A 16500-nucleotide genomic window follows, 5' to 3' on the forward strand; every position below is an offset into this window, starting at 1 on the left:
ACTCCGTCCATCAGACCCCATCTACCCGACCCCGTCCACCCGCCCCCGTCCACCCGACCCCGTTGAGCCCGCCCTTATCCAGCCCGACCCCTTCGAAGGACCCCGACGATGTTCCTCCTGGACAATCCGCTCCGCCCGTACGCGTGGGGTTCGCAGCATGCCATCGCCGAGCTGCTGGGAAGGGAACCCTCCGGTGAGCCGGAGGCCGAGCTCTGGGTCGGCGCCCACCCGGACTCCCCCTCACGGATCATCGGTCAGGACGGCTCCCGCACCGGCCTCGACGAGGCCATCGCCGACGATCCCCGGGGACTCCTCGGCGAGGACACCGCCACGCGCTTCGGGGACCGGCTGCCCTTCCTGCTGAAGGTGCTCGCGGCCGCATCCGCCCTCTCGCTCCAGGTCCATCCTGACGCCGGGCAGGCTGCTGCCGGCTTCGATGCCGAGGAGTCCGCCGGCGTCCCGCGGTCCGCTGCACACCGCACCTACCGGGACCGGAACCACAAGCCCGAGCTGCTCTACACCCTCTCGGCCTTCGAGGCGCTGTGCGGCTTCCGTCCGGCGGCCGAGTCCGTCCCGGTCTTCGCCGCCCTCGCCGCCGCCGTCGACCCCGGGTCCGAGGCACACGGCTTCCTCGACTCCGTGGCGGCGCGGCTCGTGGTGGGCGGGAAGGACACCCTGCGAGCGGCGTTCGCGCAGACGCTGCACGCGCCGCGGGACGTCGTGGACGCCGTCGTCGACGCCGTGGAGGGCATGATGGCCACCGGTCCGGAGAGCACCCCGCCGCCCGCGGGCGGCCGCCCCGGCGACGCGGACGACGCCGTCGCGCGTGATCTGGCGACCGTCAGGGAGCTCGCGGCCCAGTACCCGGGCGATCCGGGAGTGCTCGTGGCCCTGCTGCTGAACCGCGTCTCGCTGCGGGCGGGTGAGGCCCTGTACCTCCCCGCGGGGAACGTCCACGCCTATCTCAGCGGACTGGGGATCGAGGTCATGGCGTCGTCGGACAACGTGCTGCGCGGGGGCCTGACCCCCAAGCACGTGGACCCCGATGCGCTGCTCGACACGGTGGTCTTCGAGGCCGTGCCCCCGCCGACGCTGGCACCCGAGTACACGCTCTTCGACCAGGAGCTCTACCGTCCGCCGTTCGACGAGTTCCAGCTGCAGCGGATCGTGCTCGACGACACGCCGGGCGACCCCACCACTGGCCCTGGGGCGGACGGCGACTCCCATGTGCCGGTGCTGCAGAACGGGCCGGTGGTGGTCCTCGCGGTCAGCGGCCCGATCCTGCTCGACACCCCGCGCTCCACGCTCCTCGTCCCGCGGGGCGGCAGTGCCTTCGTCGGGGCCTCCGAGGCGCCGCTGATCGTCCGCGCGGCGAACGACCAGCACGACGCGGACGGGCCCGTGCTCGCCTTCGCGGTGACCGTCGGTGAGGGCCCGCAGCGCGCAGGCGCCTGACGGACGTCAGGCGCCGCGCCTCCGGAGCCCGCGGAGTGCCGGGACGGCCCGTGCCGCCTGCCGGCGGGCCTGCTGCATGCCGCTCCTGGCGAGGGGCAGCAGGCGGCTGAAGAGCGGGTAGTAGGGACTCAGCGGCCGGTCCCACGTCCCGGCGAGGAGATCCTCGTGATCCGCCCAGCCCATCTTGAAGCGGGAGACGCCGTCGTTGAGCAGGCCGTTGAAGTCGTAGCGGGTGACGCCGCGCGCCTTCATCTCTCCGATGGCCAGCCACTTGAGGGCGTAGTTGGCGCGCAGCCGCTCGCCCTCGTCGGTCATGCCGCCGTAGAGCTCGAAGGTGGTGGCACGGCTCGTCGAGAGCCACAGGAAGGCGACGACGTCGGTCCCCTGGAACGCCGCGTACACCGGCGAGGCGTCCCCGAGGTTGTCGAAGATGTCCAGGTAGTAGGCGTCCTCGTGGATGCCGAAGCCCGCACGCTCCGCCGTCGCCCGGTAGACGTCGAGGCAGGCGGGGAGCTCGCGGCGCTCCACGCGGCGGATGTCGAGCTCCTCCCGCCCCGACTTCCGGATGTACTGGCGGTGCTTCTTCGACATGCCCGCCAGCAGCTCGTCGTCGGACCGGCGCAGATCGAGGATGAGCGTCCGCGGGATGAGGATGGTGCTGGTGCTCGCCCTCCACCCGTTGCCCGGCAGTGCTCGGGCCTCGTCGCTCGCGGCGTCCCAGTCCGGTTCGATGCTCAGCGCGACCGAACCGTGCGTGGTCCGCACGTACTCCGCGACGGCGTCGAGGACCTCCGCCGCCCTGCCCCGGGTCGTTTGCGGTCCTCGCGGGACGTAGGCCAGGCTGCGCAGGGGCCACGGCAGGGACTTGAGCACCACCTGGGCGGCCCCGACCACCGCGCCGTCCTCGGTGACGAGCACCCGGTCGGCGCTCCAGCCGTGGGCCGCCTTCGTCTCCCCCCAGCCCCACAGCTGCTGGGGGTGGCCCGCCAGTTCGTCGACGGTGGCGTCCCAGAGGGCGCGGTCCAGGCAGGGCGACACGGAAAGACTCATCACGCCAGCCTATAGGTGTCGGCCCGCCCCGCCGGGCGCCCCCGGCAGCGGCCCCTACTGGTTCACGCGGGCGTAGCTCTCCCACTTGTGGGCCTGGTGCTCGCCGTCGACCACGCGGATGGTCCCGGACTTGGAGCGCATCACCATGGACTGCGTGAGCACCTTGTCCTTGCTGTAGCGCACGCCGCGCAGCAGATCGCCGTCGGTGATGCCGGTCGCCGCGAAGTAGCAGTTGTCACTCGTGACGAGATCGTCGGTGGACAGGACGCGATCGAGATCGTGGCCGGCGTCGATCGCCTTCTGCTTCTCCTCGTCGCTGGTGGGCCAGAGCCTGCCCTGGATGACCCCGCCGAGCGCCTTGATCGCGCACGCCGTCACGATGCCCTCCGGGGTACCTCCGATGCCCATCAGCGCGTCGACGTCGGTCCCCTCCCGGGCCGCGGCGATGGCTCCGGCGACGTCGCCGTCCATGATGAACTTCGTCCGGGCCCCGGCCTCGCGGATCTCCTGCACGAGCGGCTTGTGCCGGTCGCGGTCCAGGATCATGACGTTGAGCTGGCTGACCTTCTTGTTGGTCGCCTTGGCGATCAGGTGCAGATTCTGCTTGACCGGCAGGCGCAGATCCACCATGTCGGCGGCCTCCGGTCCCGTGACGAGCTTCTCCATGTAGAACACGGCCGAGGGATCGAACATCGAACCCCGCTCGGCCACGGCGAGCACCGCGAGCGCGTTGTTGATGCCCAGGGCCGTCAGGCGCGTGCCGTCGATCGGGTCGACGGCCACATCGCACTCCGGGCCGCTGCCGTCCCCCACGCGCTCCCCGTTGAACAGCATGGGGGCCTCGTCCTTCTCGCCCTCCCCGATGACCACGATGCCGTTGAAGTGCACGGTCTGCAGCAGCGAGCGCATGGCGTCGACGGCGGCGCCGTCGGCCAGGTTCTTGTCGCCGAAGCCCACCCAGTGGCCGCCCGCGATCGCTGCCGCCTCGGTGACCCGGACGAGTTCGAGGGCGAGATTCCGGTCCGGCTCGTCGTCACCCACCGCCAGTGCCGGCGAGAGCGTCGAGTACTGGGCATTCGCTGAGTTCTTGGCCACGTCTATCCTCATCGTCGAAGGTAAGCAGGCGGTACGCGCACGTACCGGTTCCCTGGTTGTCATCATAGGCGCGTGAGCGGCGCGGCGCTTCGGAGCGGCCCCCGCAGGGGCGGGCGCCCTCCCGCCTCCGGTTAGGTGACCCGGCGCGGATCAGCGAAAATGGAGCTGTGACTGATCAGGACGATGGACGGGGAACACCCGGGACCGGTGCGCGGCCCGCGGACGGGCAGGACGCCGCGCAGCGGGCCCCGCTACCGGACGCGCGGGGGCAGGAGGAGCGGGACGACGACGCTCCCCCGATCACCCTCACGTCCAGCCAGGCCAGGCGTGCCAGTTCGACGGCGCGCGGCATGCTCATCGCCACCGGGGCCACCATCGCCGTCGTCCTGCCGGTCTACTTCCTGAACCCCACCTACACGGCCGACACCTACCGGCGCGACATCGACGTCGGGACCGTGGCGCGCCAGGCCGCGGGCGACGCCGGCTACCTCCCCGCGGCTCCCGAGCTCCAGGACTGGTACTCCAACTACGCGCGCTGGGTCACCGGGCGCAGCGACGGTGTCGACTTCTGGGAGGTGGGCTACCTGACCCCGGACTCCGGCTTCATCCAGCTCACGCAGACCGACGACGCGAATCCCACCTGGGTGGCGCAGCGGATCGGTGACGCGCAGGTCTCGGGGACCCGCACCATCGACGACCTCGAGTGGGAGCTGCTCGACGCCCCGGACGGCGACACGGTGCTGAGGACCGACGTCGACGGAGCCACGGTGATCCTCAACGGCGAGGCGGAGCTCTCCGAGTTCGACAGCCTCGGCGCCGCGACCGTCGAGGAGATCCGGCAGAACGAGATCGACGAAGCCGAACGCCTGTCATCTTCCGACCCGGCGGGGTAGACACGACCCGTCGGAGCTGGTCGTCGCAGTACGATGGCGATCGTGACCCATGAACTGACCCCCGCCGCCGCCTGGCTCCGGCTCCAGGAGGGCAACGCCAGATTCGTCGCCGCCGACGCCTCCCACCCGAATCAGGACGCCTCCCGCCGCGCCTCCCTCGTCAACACCCAGCATCCGTTCGCGGTGATCTTCGGCTGCTCGGACTCGCGGCTCGCGGCGGAGATCATCTTCGACCTCGGGCTGGGTGACGTGTTCGTGGTGCGGACGGCGGGCCAGGTGATCGACGACGCCGTCCTCGGCTCGCTCGAGTACAGCGTGGCGATCCTCGGCGTGCCGCTGATCGTGGTCCTCGGCCACGACAGCTGCGGTGCCGTGACGGCCACCATCGACACCGTCGAGACCGGGACCATGCCCCCCGGCTTCATCCGCGATCTCGTGGAACGGATCACCCCGTCGGTCCTCACCGCGCGGCGGGCAGGTGTCACCGACGTCAACGCCACGGTGATCGAGCACACCCGGCAGACCACGCAGCGACTCGTGGACAGCTCCCGGATCATCTCGAGTGCGGTGGAGGACGGCTCGGCAGCCGTGGTCGGGGTCTCCTACCGCCTCGACGAGGGCAAGGCCGTGCTGGTCTCAGGATTTGGCTCCGTGGAGAATTGAGCGCCAGAATTGCCGCATGACTCCCATGCCTGCAGCCAGCCCCGACTCCACCTCCGCCAGCGGCGCGACGCCCGGCCCTGAGGATGCGCAGTACCGCGTAGAACACGACACCATGGGCGAGGTCCGCGTGCCGGTCGACGCCCTCTACCGGGCGCAGACGCAGCGCGCCGTCGAGAACTTCCCGATCTCCGGCACCAGGCTGGAGCGCGCCCACATCGAGGCGCTCGCCCGGATCAAGAAGGCCGCCGCGACGGCGAACGCCGAACTCGGGGTGCTCGACGCCGAGCGTGCCCGTGCGATCGAGGCAGCAGCGGACGACGTCGCGGCCGGGCGGTACGACGGCGATTTCCCCGTGGACATCTACCAGACCGGTTCGGGCACGTCGTCGAACATGAACGCCAACGAGGTCATCGCCACCCTGGCCTCCCGCGCCCTCGAGGCGTCCGGCAGCTCCACGACGGTCCACCCCAACGACCACGTCAACGCCTCGCAGTCCTCCAACGACGTCTTCCCCACCTCCGTGCACGTCGCGGCGACCTCCGCCCTCGTGAAGGATCTCGTCCCGGCCCTCACCCATCTCGCCGAGGCGCTCGAGCGCAAGGCCACGGAGTTCGGCGAGGTCGTGAAGTCCGGCCGCACCCACCTGATGGACGCGACCCCCGTCACGCTCGGCCAGGAGTTCGGTGGCTATGCGGCGCAGGTCCGCTACGGCATCGAGCGCATCGAGGCCTCCCTCGTCCGCGTCGCCGAGGTACCCCTCGGGGGGACCGCCGTCGGCACCGGCATCAACACCCCGGCCGGCTTCTCGGCCCGCGTGATCGAACTCCTCGCCGAGGACACCGGGCTCCCGCTCACCGAGGCGCGTGACCACTTCGAGGCCCAGGCCAACCGCGACGGGCTCGTGGAGATCTCCGGCATGCTGCGCACCATCGCCGTCTCACTCACCAAGATCCACAACGATCTGCGCTGGCTCGGCTCGGGGCCCAACACGGGTCTCGGGGAGATCGCCCTGCCCGATCTGCAGCCCGGCTCGTCCATCATGCCCGGCAAGGTCAATCCGGTGATCGCCGAGGCCGTCATCATGGTGTGCGCCCAGGTGGTCGGCAACGACGCCACCGTCGCCTGGTCCGGGACGAACGGTGCGTTCGAGCTGAACGTGGGCATCCCGGTGATCGCCCGCAACGTGCTCGAGTCCATCCGCCTCCTGAGCAACTCCACGCGGGTCTCCGCCGACCGCATGATCGACGGCATCACCGCGAACGTGGAGCGCGCCCGCTTCCTGGCCGAGGCCTCCCCCTCGATCGTGACGCCGCTGAACAAGCACATCGGCTACGAGAACGCGGCGAAGATCGCCAAGAAGGCCGTCGCCGAGGGGCTCACGGTCCGCGAGGCCGTCGTCGCACTCGGTTTCGTGGAGCGCGGCGAGCTCACCGACGAGCAGCTGGACTCGGCCCTCGACGTCCTCTCGATGACACGCCCGCCGCAGGGCTGAGCGGGCGCGAGCCCCGTCCTCGGGGCAGGGATCAGGAGACGAAGCGCGTCACGCCGTCGAAGCTGCCAGCACCGAGGACGAGTGAGCGGTGGCGCGCATTGAGTTCCGGCAGCCGATCGAGGGGGAACCAGCGGACATCGAGTGACTCGTCGTCGTTCACGCGCGCCGTGCCGCTCACCCAGCGGCACCGGAAGTCGAGGGTCAGGAACGTGCACACGTCCCCGTTGGGGAACGTGATGGGGCCCACGACGCCGGTATCGAGGAGGTACTCGACCTCGACGACGACGCCGGTCTCCTCCTCGCACTCCCGCCGCAGCGCGACCGCGGGTTCCTCACCGGGCTCGACCATGCCGGTGATGATGGTCCACCTGCCGTTGTCGGCCCGGCGACCCAGGAGCACGCGGCCCTCGTCGTCGAGGACCACTCCGCCCACTCCCGGGAGCCACAGGGGGTCGTGGCCGATCTTGCGCCGCAGCGTGGTGACGAAATCCGGTGTGGGCATGCCTTTCACCGTAGTACAGCGAGAGCGAGGCCCGTTCCGAGGATGAGGAACGGCCCGAAGGCGATGGACGAGCGCAGACCGGCCCTGCGGGTGATGACCAGAGCCGAGCTCCACAGTCCTCCCAGGAGCACGCCGAAGAACGGCCCCCACCACAGGGCTCCCCAGCCCACGAACCCCAGGTAGAGCCCGAGCAGGCCTGCGAGCTTCACGTCCCCGAAGCCCAGGCCGCGGCGGTTGAGCACGTGCAGGACCGCGAAGCCGGCCCAGAGTACGGCCCCACCCGCGAGCATGCCGCCGATCCGTGGCCACTCACCGGCGGAGGCCGCCGCGCCGCCGAGCAGGAGGATCGCCGCGGGATAGCTCGGCAGGACGATGCGGTCCGGGAGGCGGTGGGTGCGCCAGTCGATCACGCTGAGCCGTGTCCCCACCACGAGGAAGGCGAGCAGAGCGGCGACGAGGAGGACGAGGGCCACGGGTTCCTCCCGGTACACTCCCAGTGCCGCCATCACGGTTCAACGCTACGTCATGCGCCGGACCCGGCACAGGGCAGCGGGGCCGCTGTGGATCCGGCGCGGCGGTGCAGGAGGGAAGACCGGGTCTCAGCCGGGACGGGGTACGGCTGCCGTCGCCATCCGTCCCAGCAGGTCGGGCAGCCGCCGGGCCAGTTCGGTGGTACCGGTCAGGGTGATGAGTTCCTCCCTCAGCGCCTGCTGCCAGGACCGGTCCCCGCGCCACAGTTCCACCATGGTGCGCAGGCCGGTGCGCACGGTCAGGTCGACGTCGAAGCCGGGATCGACATCGCACACGTCCACCTGGTTCCCGCTGACGCACAACCACCAGCGGGCGGTCGCACGCGGCACGTCGTCGAACTCGAACGCGACCACCGTGCGCCGGCGAGGCCACTCCCGGAGCGGCAGGGTGCGATGCATGTCCCAGAGCAGCAGGTGCGGATCCAGGTCCGCCTCCCCGAGCTCCCCTATCCACCGGATCCCCCATGCCGCCAGTGCCTCGACGGCGGGGCGCAGTTCCTCCCCGGAAGCCGTGAGGATGTAGCTCACATGCGTTCCCTCGGCGCGCCGCCCCACGACGCCCGAGCGTTCCAGTCGTGTCAGCCGCTTGGAGAGCAGAGCCGGCGACATCCTTGGATTGCCGCGCCGAAGCTCGTTGAAGTGGGTCGAGCCGGCCAGCAGCTCCCGCACCACGAGCATGGTCCAGCGCTCGTCGAGGATTTCCATGGCCTTCGCCAACGGGCAGAACTGGCCGTAGGACGCCATCGCGCACTCCCTCGTATCGGGTCGGACTACCAGTAGACGCCCGCGGCACCGCCAGCGCCAGTACAGATCGAGAACTCCTCCCGATACAGGTCCAGCACTGGATGCTCCTCCATGGCGAGCACCATGCTGGAGCCACAGCCGGCGTCGGCAACAGGACGGCGCCTCACCGGGGAGGACATCAGCATCATGCAGACCAGCGCACCGGACATCAAAGCCAGGCACCGGCAGATCTGGGCGTCGGGGGACTATCCCTCGGTGGCCGAGGACGTCATTCCCACCCTGGGCGCAGAGCTCGTCCACGCCACCGGCATCACGACCGGCGACCACGTCCTGGACGTGGCAGCGGGATCCGGCAATGCCTCCTTCCCGGCCGCCCGGCGAGGCGCCCGCGTGATCGGCTCCGATCTGACGCCTGAGTTGCTCGAGAGTGGCCGACGACGATCGGAGGATCTGGGCGTCGACGTCGAGTGGCGCGAAGCGGACTGCGAGGAGCTGCCCTTCGACGACGGCGCTTTCGACGCCGTGATCAGCTGCGTGGGTGTCATGTTCGCGCCGTCGCACCAGAGGAGTGCCGACGAACTGGTGCGGGTGTGCCGCCGGGGCGGCCGGATAGGCCTGGCCAACTGGACACCCGCCGGCTTCGTCGGCCAGATGTTCGCCGCCATGAAGCCGTACTCACCACCACCCCTACCCGGGTCGGAACCACCGCCACTCTGGGGGGACGAGCAGCACGTGCGTGCCCTGCTCGGCACGCGGGTGGAGGACGTCGACGTCAGCCGTCGCCAGGTCCGCGTGGATCGCTTCGCCGATGCGGCGTCGTTCCTCGACTACTTCAAGGAGAACTACGGGCCCACCATCGCCGTCTATCGGTCACTGGCGACCGACGCGGGTCGCGTGCGCGGTCTCGACGCCGCGCTGCTCGACCTCGCACGGCGACACGATCGTGGCGGGGGTGCGATGGACTGGGAGTACCTGCTGCTCACCGCCCGCCGACGGTAAGGGGTGCGTGAGCTCGCCCGCCGGATCCCCTGCGGCGTCACGGACAGGGAAGGCCCCGGGACAAGACGTCCCGGGGCCTTCCCTGTCCGTGACGGCTGTCGCCGACGGTTCACCGGTGTCAGACGCGCGCGGCGGCCCGATCGTTGCGGCGGGGCAGCACGAGCGCCAGGGCGATCATGCCGACGCCCAGGCCCAGGTGGAGCCAGTTGTCGGCGTCATTGAGGGGGACGAAGTTGCTGGCGGCCATCGGATCGACGACCAGACCGTAGATCCACAGCACGAGGTAGATGATGCCCCCGACGAGGAGGTACGACCGGGCGCCACCCGCCGAGCGTGCAGCCGCGACACCCACGATGCCGAAGAGCAGGTGCACGATGTTGTGCAGGATGGAGACCTGGAAGAGGCCGAGCAGCAGTGCGCCCGACGCGTGGCCCGCGAACTGCAGCTCGTCGTAGTTGGTGGTAATGCCCGGCACGAAGCCGAGCACGCCGACGAGCAGGAAGACGGCGCCGACGACGAGGGCCGCCGTCTGCACCAGGGTCCGAGCGCCGGAGCGGGGTGTGTCCGCAGTAGTCATGTCTTGTATCCTTTCCATGGAGAAGCCGCGCGGTCTCGTGAACCTGCAGCGGCACTATCTCTCTCAGCCTCTCACGCGCCCGGCGTGGCAGGCATGCCCGCCACGCCCCGTTCCGCGCAGCTGCGACGAGATGCACATCACTGCTTCACTGATCCACTGCTTCACTGCTTCACTGTTTCACTGCTTCACTGCCGCGGTTCGACGGCGAGGTGCCGTCCTCCTCCCGGACCGCCACGTACCCACCAGCGCGAAGGCCAGCAGCAGCTCGGCGATGTCGCCGCCGTAGTACATGAGGTCCGCGCCTGCCCGCAGGTCGTCGCCGGTGACGGGCGCCGGGAGAAGCACCCCCGCGTAGAGCAGTTGGGCCAGCACGGCGTGCCCGGCGATGGCGATCCCGAGGACCACCAGTCGCGACGGGACCGACGGACGGTGCGGCGCCGGGTCCGGCCCGGCGATCGAGAACGCGAACAGGTACCCGGAGGCGAGGACATGGACCTGGACCAGGTGATGAAGAGCCGGGTGCTCCTTGGTGAGGACGTAGAGTCCGGTGGCGTACAGCAGGTACAGTCCGCCGAGGTTGAGGACCAGCGCGGTCACCGGATGGGCGAGCACGCCCAGGGCCGTCGAGGCGAGGAGCCGGCCGATCACCCGGCCGTAGCGCTGCGGGACGGACCGCAGGAGCAGTGTCACCGGCGCCCCGAGCACCAGGCCCAGGGGCGCGTACATCCCGATCAGCAGATGCCGGTACATGTGGGAGGTGAAGCTCTCCTCCTGGAACGGGGAGAGCTGCGGTGTCAGCGCGAGGACGAGGAGTCCCACACCCGCCAGGAAGCTCGCGGTGCGTCGCCTGCTCCAGCCGCGGGCATCCCGCCGTCCGCGCCACGCCAGCACGAGATAGGCGAGGGCGAGGATCGTCAGGGCACCGACGGGCAGGACGGTGTCCCAGCCGATGCCGTGGCCGGGCGCGTGCGCGGTGGTCATCGTCGCGGGTGGCGGTCCGACCCGCTCGGGAGGTCCACGGCCCCACCCGAGCGCTGGAGCAGCCAGCCCGCCACGATCAGCAGGGCACCGAGGAGCAGGAAGGCGATGTCGGCCTGCGTCTGGTAGGGACCGCTGATGACGTGGTGGACGGCCAGGAGGTGATGGTCGATGAGACCCTCGACCACGTTGAACACGCCCCAGCCGACCACGATCCAGCCCCACAGCACGCGGGAGGCCCAGACCCGGCCACGGGAGTGGGTGACGCGCGCGTAGAGGATCCCGAGCCCGGCCAGGACGGCGAGCCAGGTGACCGTGTGGAAGAGGCCGTCCCACAGTGTGTTCAGCTCCAGCCCGTGCACCGTGGTCACGGGGTAGTCCCCGATGTCGATGTTGGCCGTGGCGGAACTGCTGAGCATGTGGTGCCACTGCAGGATCTGGTGCAGCAGGATACCATCCACGAAGCCGCCCAGGCCCACGCCGAGCAGGATGCCGGGCAGCGCGATCCGGCGGGGTGGCGCGGTCCCTGCGCCCTGGGGTACCTCGCTGCCGTGGCTGCTGCCCGTCGTCGTCATGCTGCCTCCCGGAGGATCGTCGCGGTGGTCCCCACAGTACGCCGCCCCGCGGACCGGTTCAGGACCCGAAGCGGCGCTGCCTGCGACCGAAGTCCCGCAGTGCCCGCAGGAAGTCGACGCGACGGAAGTCCGGCCACAGGGCCTCGCAGAAGTAGAACTCGCTGTAGGCGCTCTGCCACATGAGGAATCCCGAGAGCCGCTGCTCGCCCGAGGTACGGATGACCAGGTCGGGGTCCTGCTGCCCGCGGGTGTAGAGGAAGGAGGAGATGTGCTGGTCGGTGAGCTCCTCCGCCAGGGCATCGAGCGACATCCCCCTGCCCGCGGCATCGTGCATCAGTTCCTTGACGGCGTCGACGATCTCACGCCGTCCGCCGTAGCCCACGGCCACGTTCACGTGGAGCCCGTCGATCTTCTCCGTGGAGGCCGAGAGAGCCTCGAGCTTCCGGCTCAGGTCGTCGGGGAGCAGGTCCAGGGCCCCCACGGGCTGCACCCGCACCCGGTTGCTCTCCCCGAGCCGGTCGAGGGTGTCGGCGATGATGCCCAGGAGCTGATCGATCTCGGCCTGGTCCCGACCCATGTTGTCGGTGGAGAGCATGTAGAGGGTGACGACGTCGACCCCCAGCTCCTCGCACCAGCCCAGGAACTCGTGGATCTTGTCGGCGCCGGCCCGGTGGCCGTGACTCGTCGGGGCACCCGCGAGTCTGGCCCACCGCCTGTTCCCGTCCACCATCACACCGATGTGGTGCGGGATCCGCCCCGGGGCGAGCTGGCGCTGGAGCCTGCGCTCGTAGAAGCTGTAGCCGAGGGCTGGGAACTTCCACGTCACGCTCGTGCGCCCTCCCCTGGTCGATGATCCGGTGGTACCCCTGCGCGACGCTGCTGCACCACGTCCGCGGAGCCGATACCAATACCGATACCGACCCAGCTTTTCACACCGAACCGGCACTTGTCCGACGGGACACCGGACGGCACTGCCGGCCAGGTGGCGATCCCCCTCGCCCGACCGCTACAGGGCGCCCCCGTGGGCTAGGATTTTTCCATGACCCCGCGCCGTTCGGCCCCTGCTCCACGCCCTCCGGAACCCGCCGGATCCCCAGGGACCGGCCTCGACGGTGCGGTCAACGCCGTCGCCGGCCCGCTGGCAGACGCGATCGCCGCCAAACCGCTCTGGCGCGGCTGGATCCATGCGGCCGCGACACCGCTGGCCATCGCGGCCGGCGTGGTGCTCATCGTCCTGGCGCCCACGCCCGGACTCAAGCTCGCGTCCGCCGTCTACGCCCTCACCGGTGTCCTGCTGTTCGGCGTCAGCGCCGTGTACCACCGGGGCAACTGGGGTCCGCGCCCGAAGGCGGTCCTCAAGCGACTCGACCACACGAACATCATGCTCGTCATCGCGGGGTCCTACACCCCTCTGGCCTGGGCGCTCCTGGAGCGCGGCAAGGCCGAGACACTGCTCTGGGTGATCTGGGGCGGAGCGCTGGCGGGCGTCCTGTTCCGCAACGTCTGGGTGGACGCCCCGAGATGGCTGTACGTGCCGGTGTACGTGGCGCTCGGCCTCGCGTCGCTGTTCTACCTGCCCGAGTTCTTCGCCGCGAACATCGCGGCGGCGGTGCTGATCTGCGTGGGCGGCGTCCTGTACATCACGGGAGCCGTGTTCTACGGCGTCAAGGCTCCGAACTTCTCACTGCGGGTCTTCGGCTTCCACGAGCTCTTCCACGCGCTGACGGTCGCGGCGTTCGCCGCCCATTTCGTCGCCATCATGCTCGCCGTCCTGGACCCGCGGGCCTAGACCCGAGGCTCAGGCCGGGGACTCGGACCGGGGCCGTCACCGGCGCCCGGGACCGTGCTTGCCGCCGGGCCGGGTCCCCGGCTCGCCCGGCTGCGCGTCGTCCGGGTCCGCTGCGGGCCCGTCCGGGGTGCCTGACTGCTGCTGGACGCGCGTCTGCTCCACCTCACCGGCGTAGCGCACGCGCCGGATGCGCTTGACCATGTCCCGGATCAGGAAGATGACGAGGACGACCACGAAGAGCGTGGCCAGGAAGCCCTCCAGCCCGGGGGTGACCGACGACGGGTCGATCTCCGGGCGGAGCGTAGCCTCCCCGGAGGGCGTCGTCGTCGCGGACATCATCAGCTCGAGGAACACGCAGGCACCACTTTCACGACTCGCAGCGATTCACCGTGGACCGTGCCCGAGAATTCTACGCCGGATAGAAGAGCCGTGCGCACCGGGGTCAGGCCGTCACGTCGGCGAAGAAGTCCGCCTCGGGCAGCGTGGACTCCACCCGAGTCCTGATGAGGGAGTAGTCCTCGTAGGGCCAGACCTGGCGCTGCAGGTCGATGGAGACGGCGAAGAAGAAGCCCTCGGGATCCACCTGGGTGCGATGGGCGAGGAGTGCCCGCTCCCGGCGGTCGAAGAAGTCGCCGCACTCGATCTGTGTGGTGGTGGGGTGGGTCGGCGGCGGGGGCTGGTGGCCCTCGGCGTCGTCCTCGAGCCACTGGGCGAGGCGCTCGGCGTAGGGCGACTCGAGCCCCGCAGCTTCGAGGGCGTCGTGCAGCGCCCGGAACCGCTCCGGGTTGAAGGCGCGATCGTAGTACAGCTTCGAGACCGCCCAGGGCTCCCCCGTCCCCGGATAGCGCGCGGGGTCGGACGCCGCCTCGAACGCCTCGACCGCGATGCGGTGCGCCATGATGTGGTCCGGGTGGGGGTATCCGCCGTTCTCGTCGTATCCGACGATCACGTGCGGGCGGAACTCGCGGACGAGCTTCACGAGGGGCGCCGCGGCGCGCTCGAGGGGCTGCAGGGCGAAGCAGCCGAAGGGCAGGTCCGGCAGCGGATCCCCCTCGGGCAGACCCGAGTCGGTAAAGCCCAGCCACCGGTGCTGCACGCCGAGCTCCGCGACGGCGCCTGCCATCTCGAGCCGCCGCAGGCCGGGAAGATCACGCCGGCCGTGCGGATCGGCCTCCATCGCCGCATTCAGGACGTCGCCGCGCTCGCCGCCGGTGCAGGTGGCCACCATGACCTCTGCTCCCGCTGCCACGTAGCCGGCCATGGTGGCGGCACCCTTGCTCGACTCGTCGTCGGGATGCGCGTGGACCGTGAGGAGGCGGAAGCCCGCTCCGGACACCTGGGGTCGATCATGGGTAGGCACTGCGTGCTCCTGGGTCTGCTGGACTGGGCGGCAACCGGACGGTGCCGTCGCCGGTGGGCGGTAAAATGGCGGTGTGAGTTCCGCATCCACGCCACCATCAAGAGTAGCCACTCGTTACGGCACGCCAAAGCCGCGACGGCAACCACGGCGTGCCCGGGTCCTGACGCTCGCGGCGCTGTCCGGCGCGGTCCTCGCGGCCGGGGTGTTCGCGGTCACCACCGGCAGCCCCCCGGTGGATTCGAAGGACGTCGGTTTCTCCCTCGACGCCGACGGGCGGGCCAGTGTGGACTTCGAGGTCACGAAGGACCGCTCGGCGTCGGCGCAGTGCGCGGTGCAGGCCCTGAGCGAGAACTACGCGGTGGTCGGCTGGAAGATCGTGACCGTCGGCCCCACCGATCCCGGGGACGGGGTCAACGAGGGCAGGACCACGGCGCAGCGCGCCGATCTGCGCACCGACTCCCCCGCCGTCTCGGGCGGTGTCAACGCCTGCTGGATCGTCGAGGACTGACGTCCGCACAGGACGGGTGCTTGGGTTATGTCCGTGACCGCCCTAGAATGGAGCCTGTCGTATCACCCCGCTTCACCGGCAGACCTGCCCCATGACGCGGGGTGTTTGCTTGCCGGTGACGATCCGTCGTCGCCCGGTGGAGTGATCAGGAGCCACGCCGCACCCGGCGCAGGCCGTACCTAAGGAGTTAGTCCGTGTCCACCAACAGCGCCTCCGTCGCCTGGCTCACGCAGGAATCCTACGATCGGCTCAAGAGCGAGCTGGACCATCTCTCCGGACCCGGCCGCGCCGAGATCGTCGCACGCATCGAGCAGGCCCGCTCGGAGGGCGATCTGAAGGAGAACGGCGGGTACCACGCCGCCAAGGAGGAGCAGGGCAAGGCCGAGGGCCGCATCCGTCAGCTCACCGAACTGCTCCGGGACGCCCACGTGGGCGAGTCCCCGGCGGACGACGGCGTGGTCGAGCCGGGCATGATGGTCTCCGCCAGGATCGCGGGCGACGTCGAGAACTTCCTGCTCGGCAGCCGGGAGGTGGCAGGAGACACGGACATCGACGTGTACAGCGAGAGGTCGCCGCTCGGAGCCGCCATCCAGGGCACGAAGGCCGGCGACACCGTCAGCTACACCGCGCCCAACGGCAAGCAGATCACGGTCGAGATCATCTCGGCCACGCCCTACAAGGGCTGAGCCGCTAGGACGTGGGACCCCGGCGGTCAGGAGCCGTCGGGATGGGCCGACGTCGCCTGAGCGCGGAGGCGGCGGCGACCCCGCCGAGCGCACCGAAGAGGTGCGCCTGCCAGGACACGTTCGATCCCGCCGTCGGGAGGATCCCCCAGAGGATGGACCCGTAGGCCGCGAAGAGGATCCCGGCCAGGAGGATCTGCCGGAGGTCCCGGTTGTAGAAGCCGCGCGTGACCAAGTAGGCGAAGAGACCGAAGACCACCCCGGACGCTCCGATGGTGAGCCCGCCCCCGAAGATCCAGGTGCCGAGCCCCGAGGCCAGCCAGGTGATGGCGATGGTCAGCACGAAGCGCCTGGCGCCTTCCAGGAAGGACAGGAAGCCGAGGACGAGCAGGGGCAGTGTGTTGCTCACCAGGTGGTCCACCCCGCCGTGCAGGAGGGGCGCGAAGAGGATGCCGTCGAGACCGTCGATGCGGCGCGGCGCGATCCCCAGCGTCTGCACGAGCAGTCCGCCGAGCAGCACGTTCACGAGGAACACCACCCACATGGCGCCGACGAGGCCGGCGACGGCCAGCAGGCCCGCCTGGGCCCTGCGCGCGAGTGGTCCCAT

General features: G+C 70.3%; 20 protein-coding genes. 8 read left to right on the forward strand and 12 right to left on the reverse strand.

Going from position 1 to position 16500, the window contains the following annotated elements:
- Positions 1–108: 108 nt before the first annotated feature.
- Complete coding sequence (manA, locus tag Q0747_RS08405; RefSeq protein ID WP_298253512.1) at positions 109–1455, forward strand: mannose-6-phosphate isomerase, class I; 1347 nt, start codon at positions 109–111, stop codon at positions 1453–1455.
- 6 nt (positions 1456–1461) lie between these two features.
- On the opposite strand, the gene Q0747_RS08410 is transcribed toward manA, so the two are convergent.
- Together Q0747_RS08410 and glpX are read right to left on the reverse strand one after the other, a co-directional pair.
- Positions 1462–2505, reverse strand: a complete 1044-nt coding sequence (locus tag Q0747_RS08410) for a peptidoglycan bridge formation glycyltransferase FemA/FemB family protein (RefSeq protein WP_298253514.1) — start codon at positions 2503–2505, stop codon at positions 1462–1464.
- Between the two features lie 54 nt (positions 2506–2559).
- A complete protein-coding gene (gene glpX / locus Q0747_RS08415) occupies positions 2560–3612 on the reverse strand; it encodes a class II fructose-bisphosphatase (RefSeq protein ID WP_298253516.1) in 1053 nt (350 codons plus the stop codon).
- A gap of 155 nt (positions 3613–3767) precedes the next feature.
- Here glpX and Q0747_RS08420 point away from each other — a divergent pair, with 155 nt between their 5' ends.
- From Q0747_RS08420 to Q0747_RS08430, 3 genes are read left to right on the forward strand one after another with little or no spacing between them, the layout of a single operon-like run.
- A complete protein-coding gene (locus tag Q0747_RS08420) occupies positions 3768–4493 on the forward strand; it encodes a DUF4245 domain-containing protein (protein ID WP_298253518.1) in 726 nt (241 codons plus the stop codon).
- Positions 4494–4535: 42 nt separating this feature from the next.
- Complete coding sequence (locus Q0747_RS08425; protein ID WP_298253520.1) at positions 4536–5156, forward strand: carbonic anhydrase; 621 nt, start codon at positions 4536–4538, stop codon at positions 5154–5156.
- A 25-nt stretch (positions 5157–5181) separates the two neighbouring features.
- A complete protein-coding gene (locus tag Q0747_RS08430) occupies positions 5182–6648 on the forward strand; it encodes a class II fumarate hydratase (RefSeq protein ID WP_298253768.1) in 1467 nt (488 codons plus the stop codon).
- A gap of 31 nt (positions 6649–6679) precedes the next feature.
- Here the strand turns inward: Q0747_RS08430 and Q0747_RS08435 are convergent, their stop codons facing one another.
- The 3 genes from Q0747_RS08435 to Q0747_RS08445 form a co-directional block, all read right to left on the reverse strand.
- Entirely contained in the window at positions 6680–7150 is a 471-nt protein-coding gene (locus tag Q0747_RS08435) for an NUDIX domain-containing protein (RefSeq protein WP_298253522.1), read from the reverse strand.
- A gap of 5 nt (positions 7151–7155) precedes the next feature.
- Positions 7156–7656 (reverse strand): A24 family peptidase, encoded by a 501-nt coding sequence (locus Q0747_RS08440; protein ID WP_298253524.1) that lies wholly within the window; start codon positions 7654–7656, stop codon positions 7156–7158.
- 93 nt (positions 7657–7749) lie between these two features.
- Positions 7750–8424: a helix-turn-helix domain-containing protein gene (locus Q0747_RS08445; RefSeq protein WP_298253526.1), complete on the reverse strand. Its 675-nt coding sequence runs from the start codon at positions 8422–8424 to the stop codon at positions 7750–7752.
- A 111-nt stretch (positions 8425–8535) separates the two neighbouring features.
- Here Q0747_RS08445 and Q0747_RS08450 point away from each other — a divergent pair, with 111 nt between their 5' ends.
- On the forward strand, positions 8536–9423 hold the full coding sequence (locus tag Q0747_RS08450) for a class I SAM-dependent methyltransferase (RefSeq protein ID WP_298253528.1): 888 nt from the start codon (positions 8536–8538) through the stop codon (positions 9421–9423).
- A 118-nt stretch (positions 9424–9541) separates the two neighbouring features.
- Here Q0747_RS08450 and Q0747_RS08455 read toward each other — a convergent pair whose 3' ends face one another.
- The 4 genes from Q0747_RS08455 to Q0747_RS08470 form a co-directional block, all read right to left on the reverse strand.
- Positions 9542–10000 carry a DUF4383 domain-containing protein gene (locus Q0747_RS08455; RefSeq protein WP_298253530.1) on the reverse strand — a complete coding sequence of 153 codons (459 nt, stop codon included), beginning with the start codon at positions 9998–10000 and terminating at the stop codon, positions 9542–9544.
- A gap of 177 nt (positions 10001–10177) precedes the next feature.
- Positions 10178–10981 carry a cytochrome c oxidase assembly protein gene (locus Q0747_RS08460; RefSeq protein ID WP_298253532.1) on the reverse strand — a complete coding sequence of 268 codons (804 nt, stop codon included), beginning with the start codon at positions 10979–10981 and terminating at the stop codon, positions 10178–10180.
- Entirely contained in the window at positions 10978–11553 is a 576-nt protein-coding gene (locus tag Q0747_RS08465) for a DUF2243 domain-containing protein (protein ID WP_298253534.1), read from the reverse strand. The genes Q0747_RS08460 and Q0747_RS08465 overlap by 4 nt, the downstream gene beginning before the upstream one ends.
- A 58-nt stretch (positions 11554–11611) precedes the next feature.
- Positions 11612–12379 (reverse strand): isoprenyl transferase, encoded by a 768-nt coding sequence (locus Q0747_RS08470; RefSeq protein ID WP_298253536.1) that lies wholly within the window; start codon positions 12377–12379, stop codon positions 11612–11614.
- 312 nt (positions 12380–12691) lie between these two features.
- On the opposite strand from Q0747_RS08470, the gene Q0747_RS08475 reads away from it, so the two are divergent.
- Positions 12692–13342, forward strand: coding sequence for a hemolysin III family protein (locus Q0747_RS08475; protein WP_367277696.1), 651 nt, complete (start codon positions 12692–12694; stop codon positions 13340–13342).
- A gap of 36 nt (positions 13343–13378) precedes the next feature.
- Here Q0747_RS08475 and Q0747_RS08480 read toward each other — a convergent pair whose 3' ends face one another.
- Positions 13379–13696 carry a hypothetical protein gene (locus Q0747_RS08480; RefSeq protein ID WP_298253540.1) on the reverse strand — a complete coding sequence of 106 codons (318 nt, stop codon included), beginning with the start codon at positions 13694–13696 and terminating at the stop codon, positions 13379–13381.
- A gap of 88 nt (positions 13697–13784) precedes the next feature.
- Positions 13785–14702: a mycothiol conjugate amidase Mca gene (mca, locus tag Q0747_RS08485; RefSeq protein ID WP_298253542.1), complete on the reverse strand. Its 918-nt coding sequence runs from the start codon at positions 14700–14702 to the stop codon at positions 13785–13787.
- Positions 14703–14775: 73 nt separating this feature from the next.
- Here mca and Q0747_RS08490 point away from each other — a divergent pair, with 73 nt between their 5' ends.
- Positions 14776–15210, forward strand: a complete 435-nt coding sequence (locus Q0747_RS08490) for a DUF4307 domain-containing protein (protein ID WP_298253544.1) — start codon at positions 14776–14778, stop codon at positions 15208–15210.
- Between the two features lie 194 nt (positions 15211–15404).
- Positions 15405–15896, forward strand: coding sequence for a transcription elongation factor GreA (gene greA, locus Q0747_RS08495; RefSeq protein ID WP_298253546.1), 492 nt, complete (start codon positions 15405–15407; stop codon positions 15894–15896).
- A 4-nt stretch (positions 15897–15900) separates the two neighbouring features.
- Here the strand turns inward: greA and Q0747_RS08500 are convergent, their stop codons facing one another.
- Complete coding sequence (locus tag Q0747_RS08500) at positions 15901–16500, reverse strand: rhomboid family intramembrane serine protease (RefSeq protein ID WP_298253548.1); 600 nt, start codon at positions 16498–16500, stop codon at positions 15901–15903.

This window comes from uncultured Arthrobacter sp. (genome assembly GCF_947493765.1).
Taxonomy (GTDB): Bacteria; Actinomycetota; Actinomycetes; order Actinomycetales; family Micrococcaceae; genus Arthrobacter_D.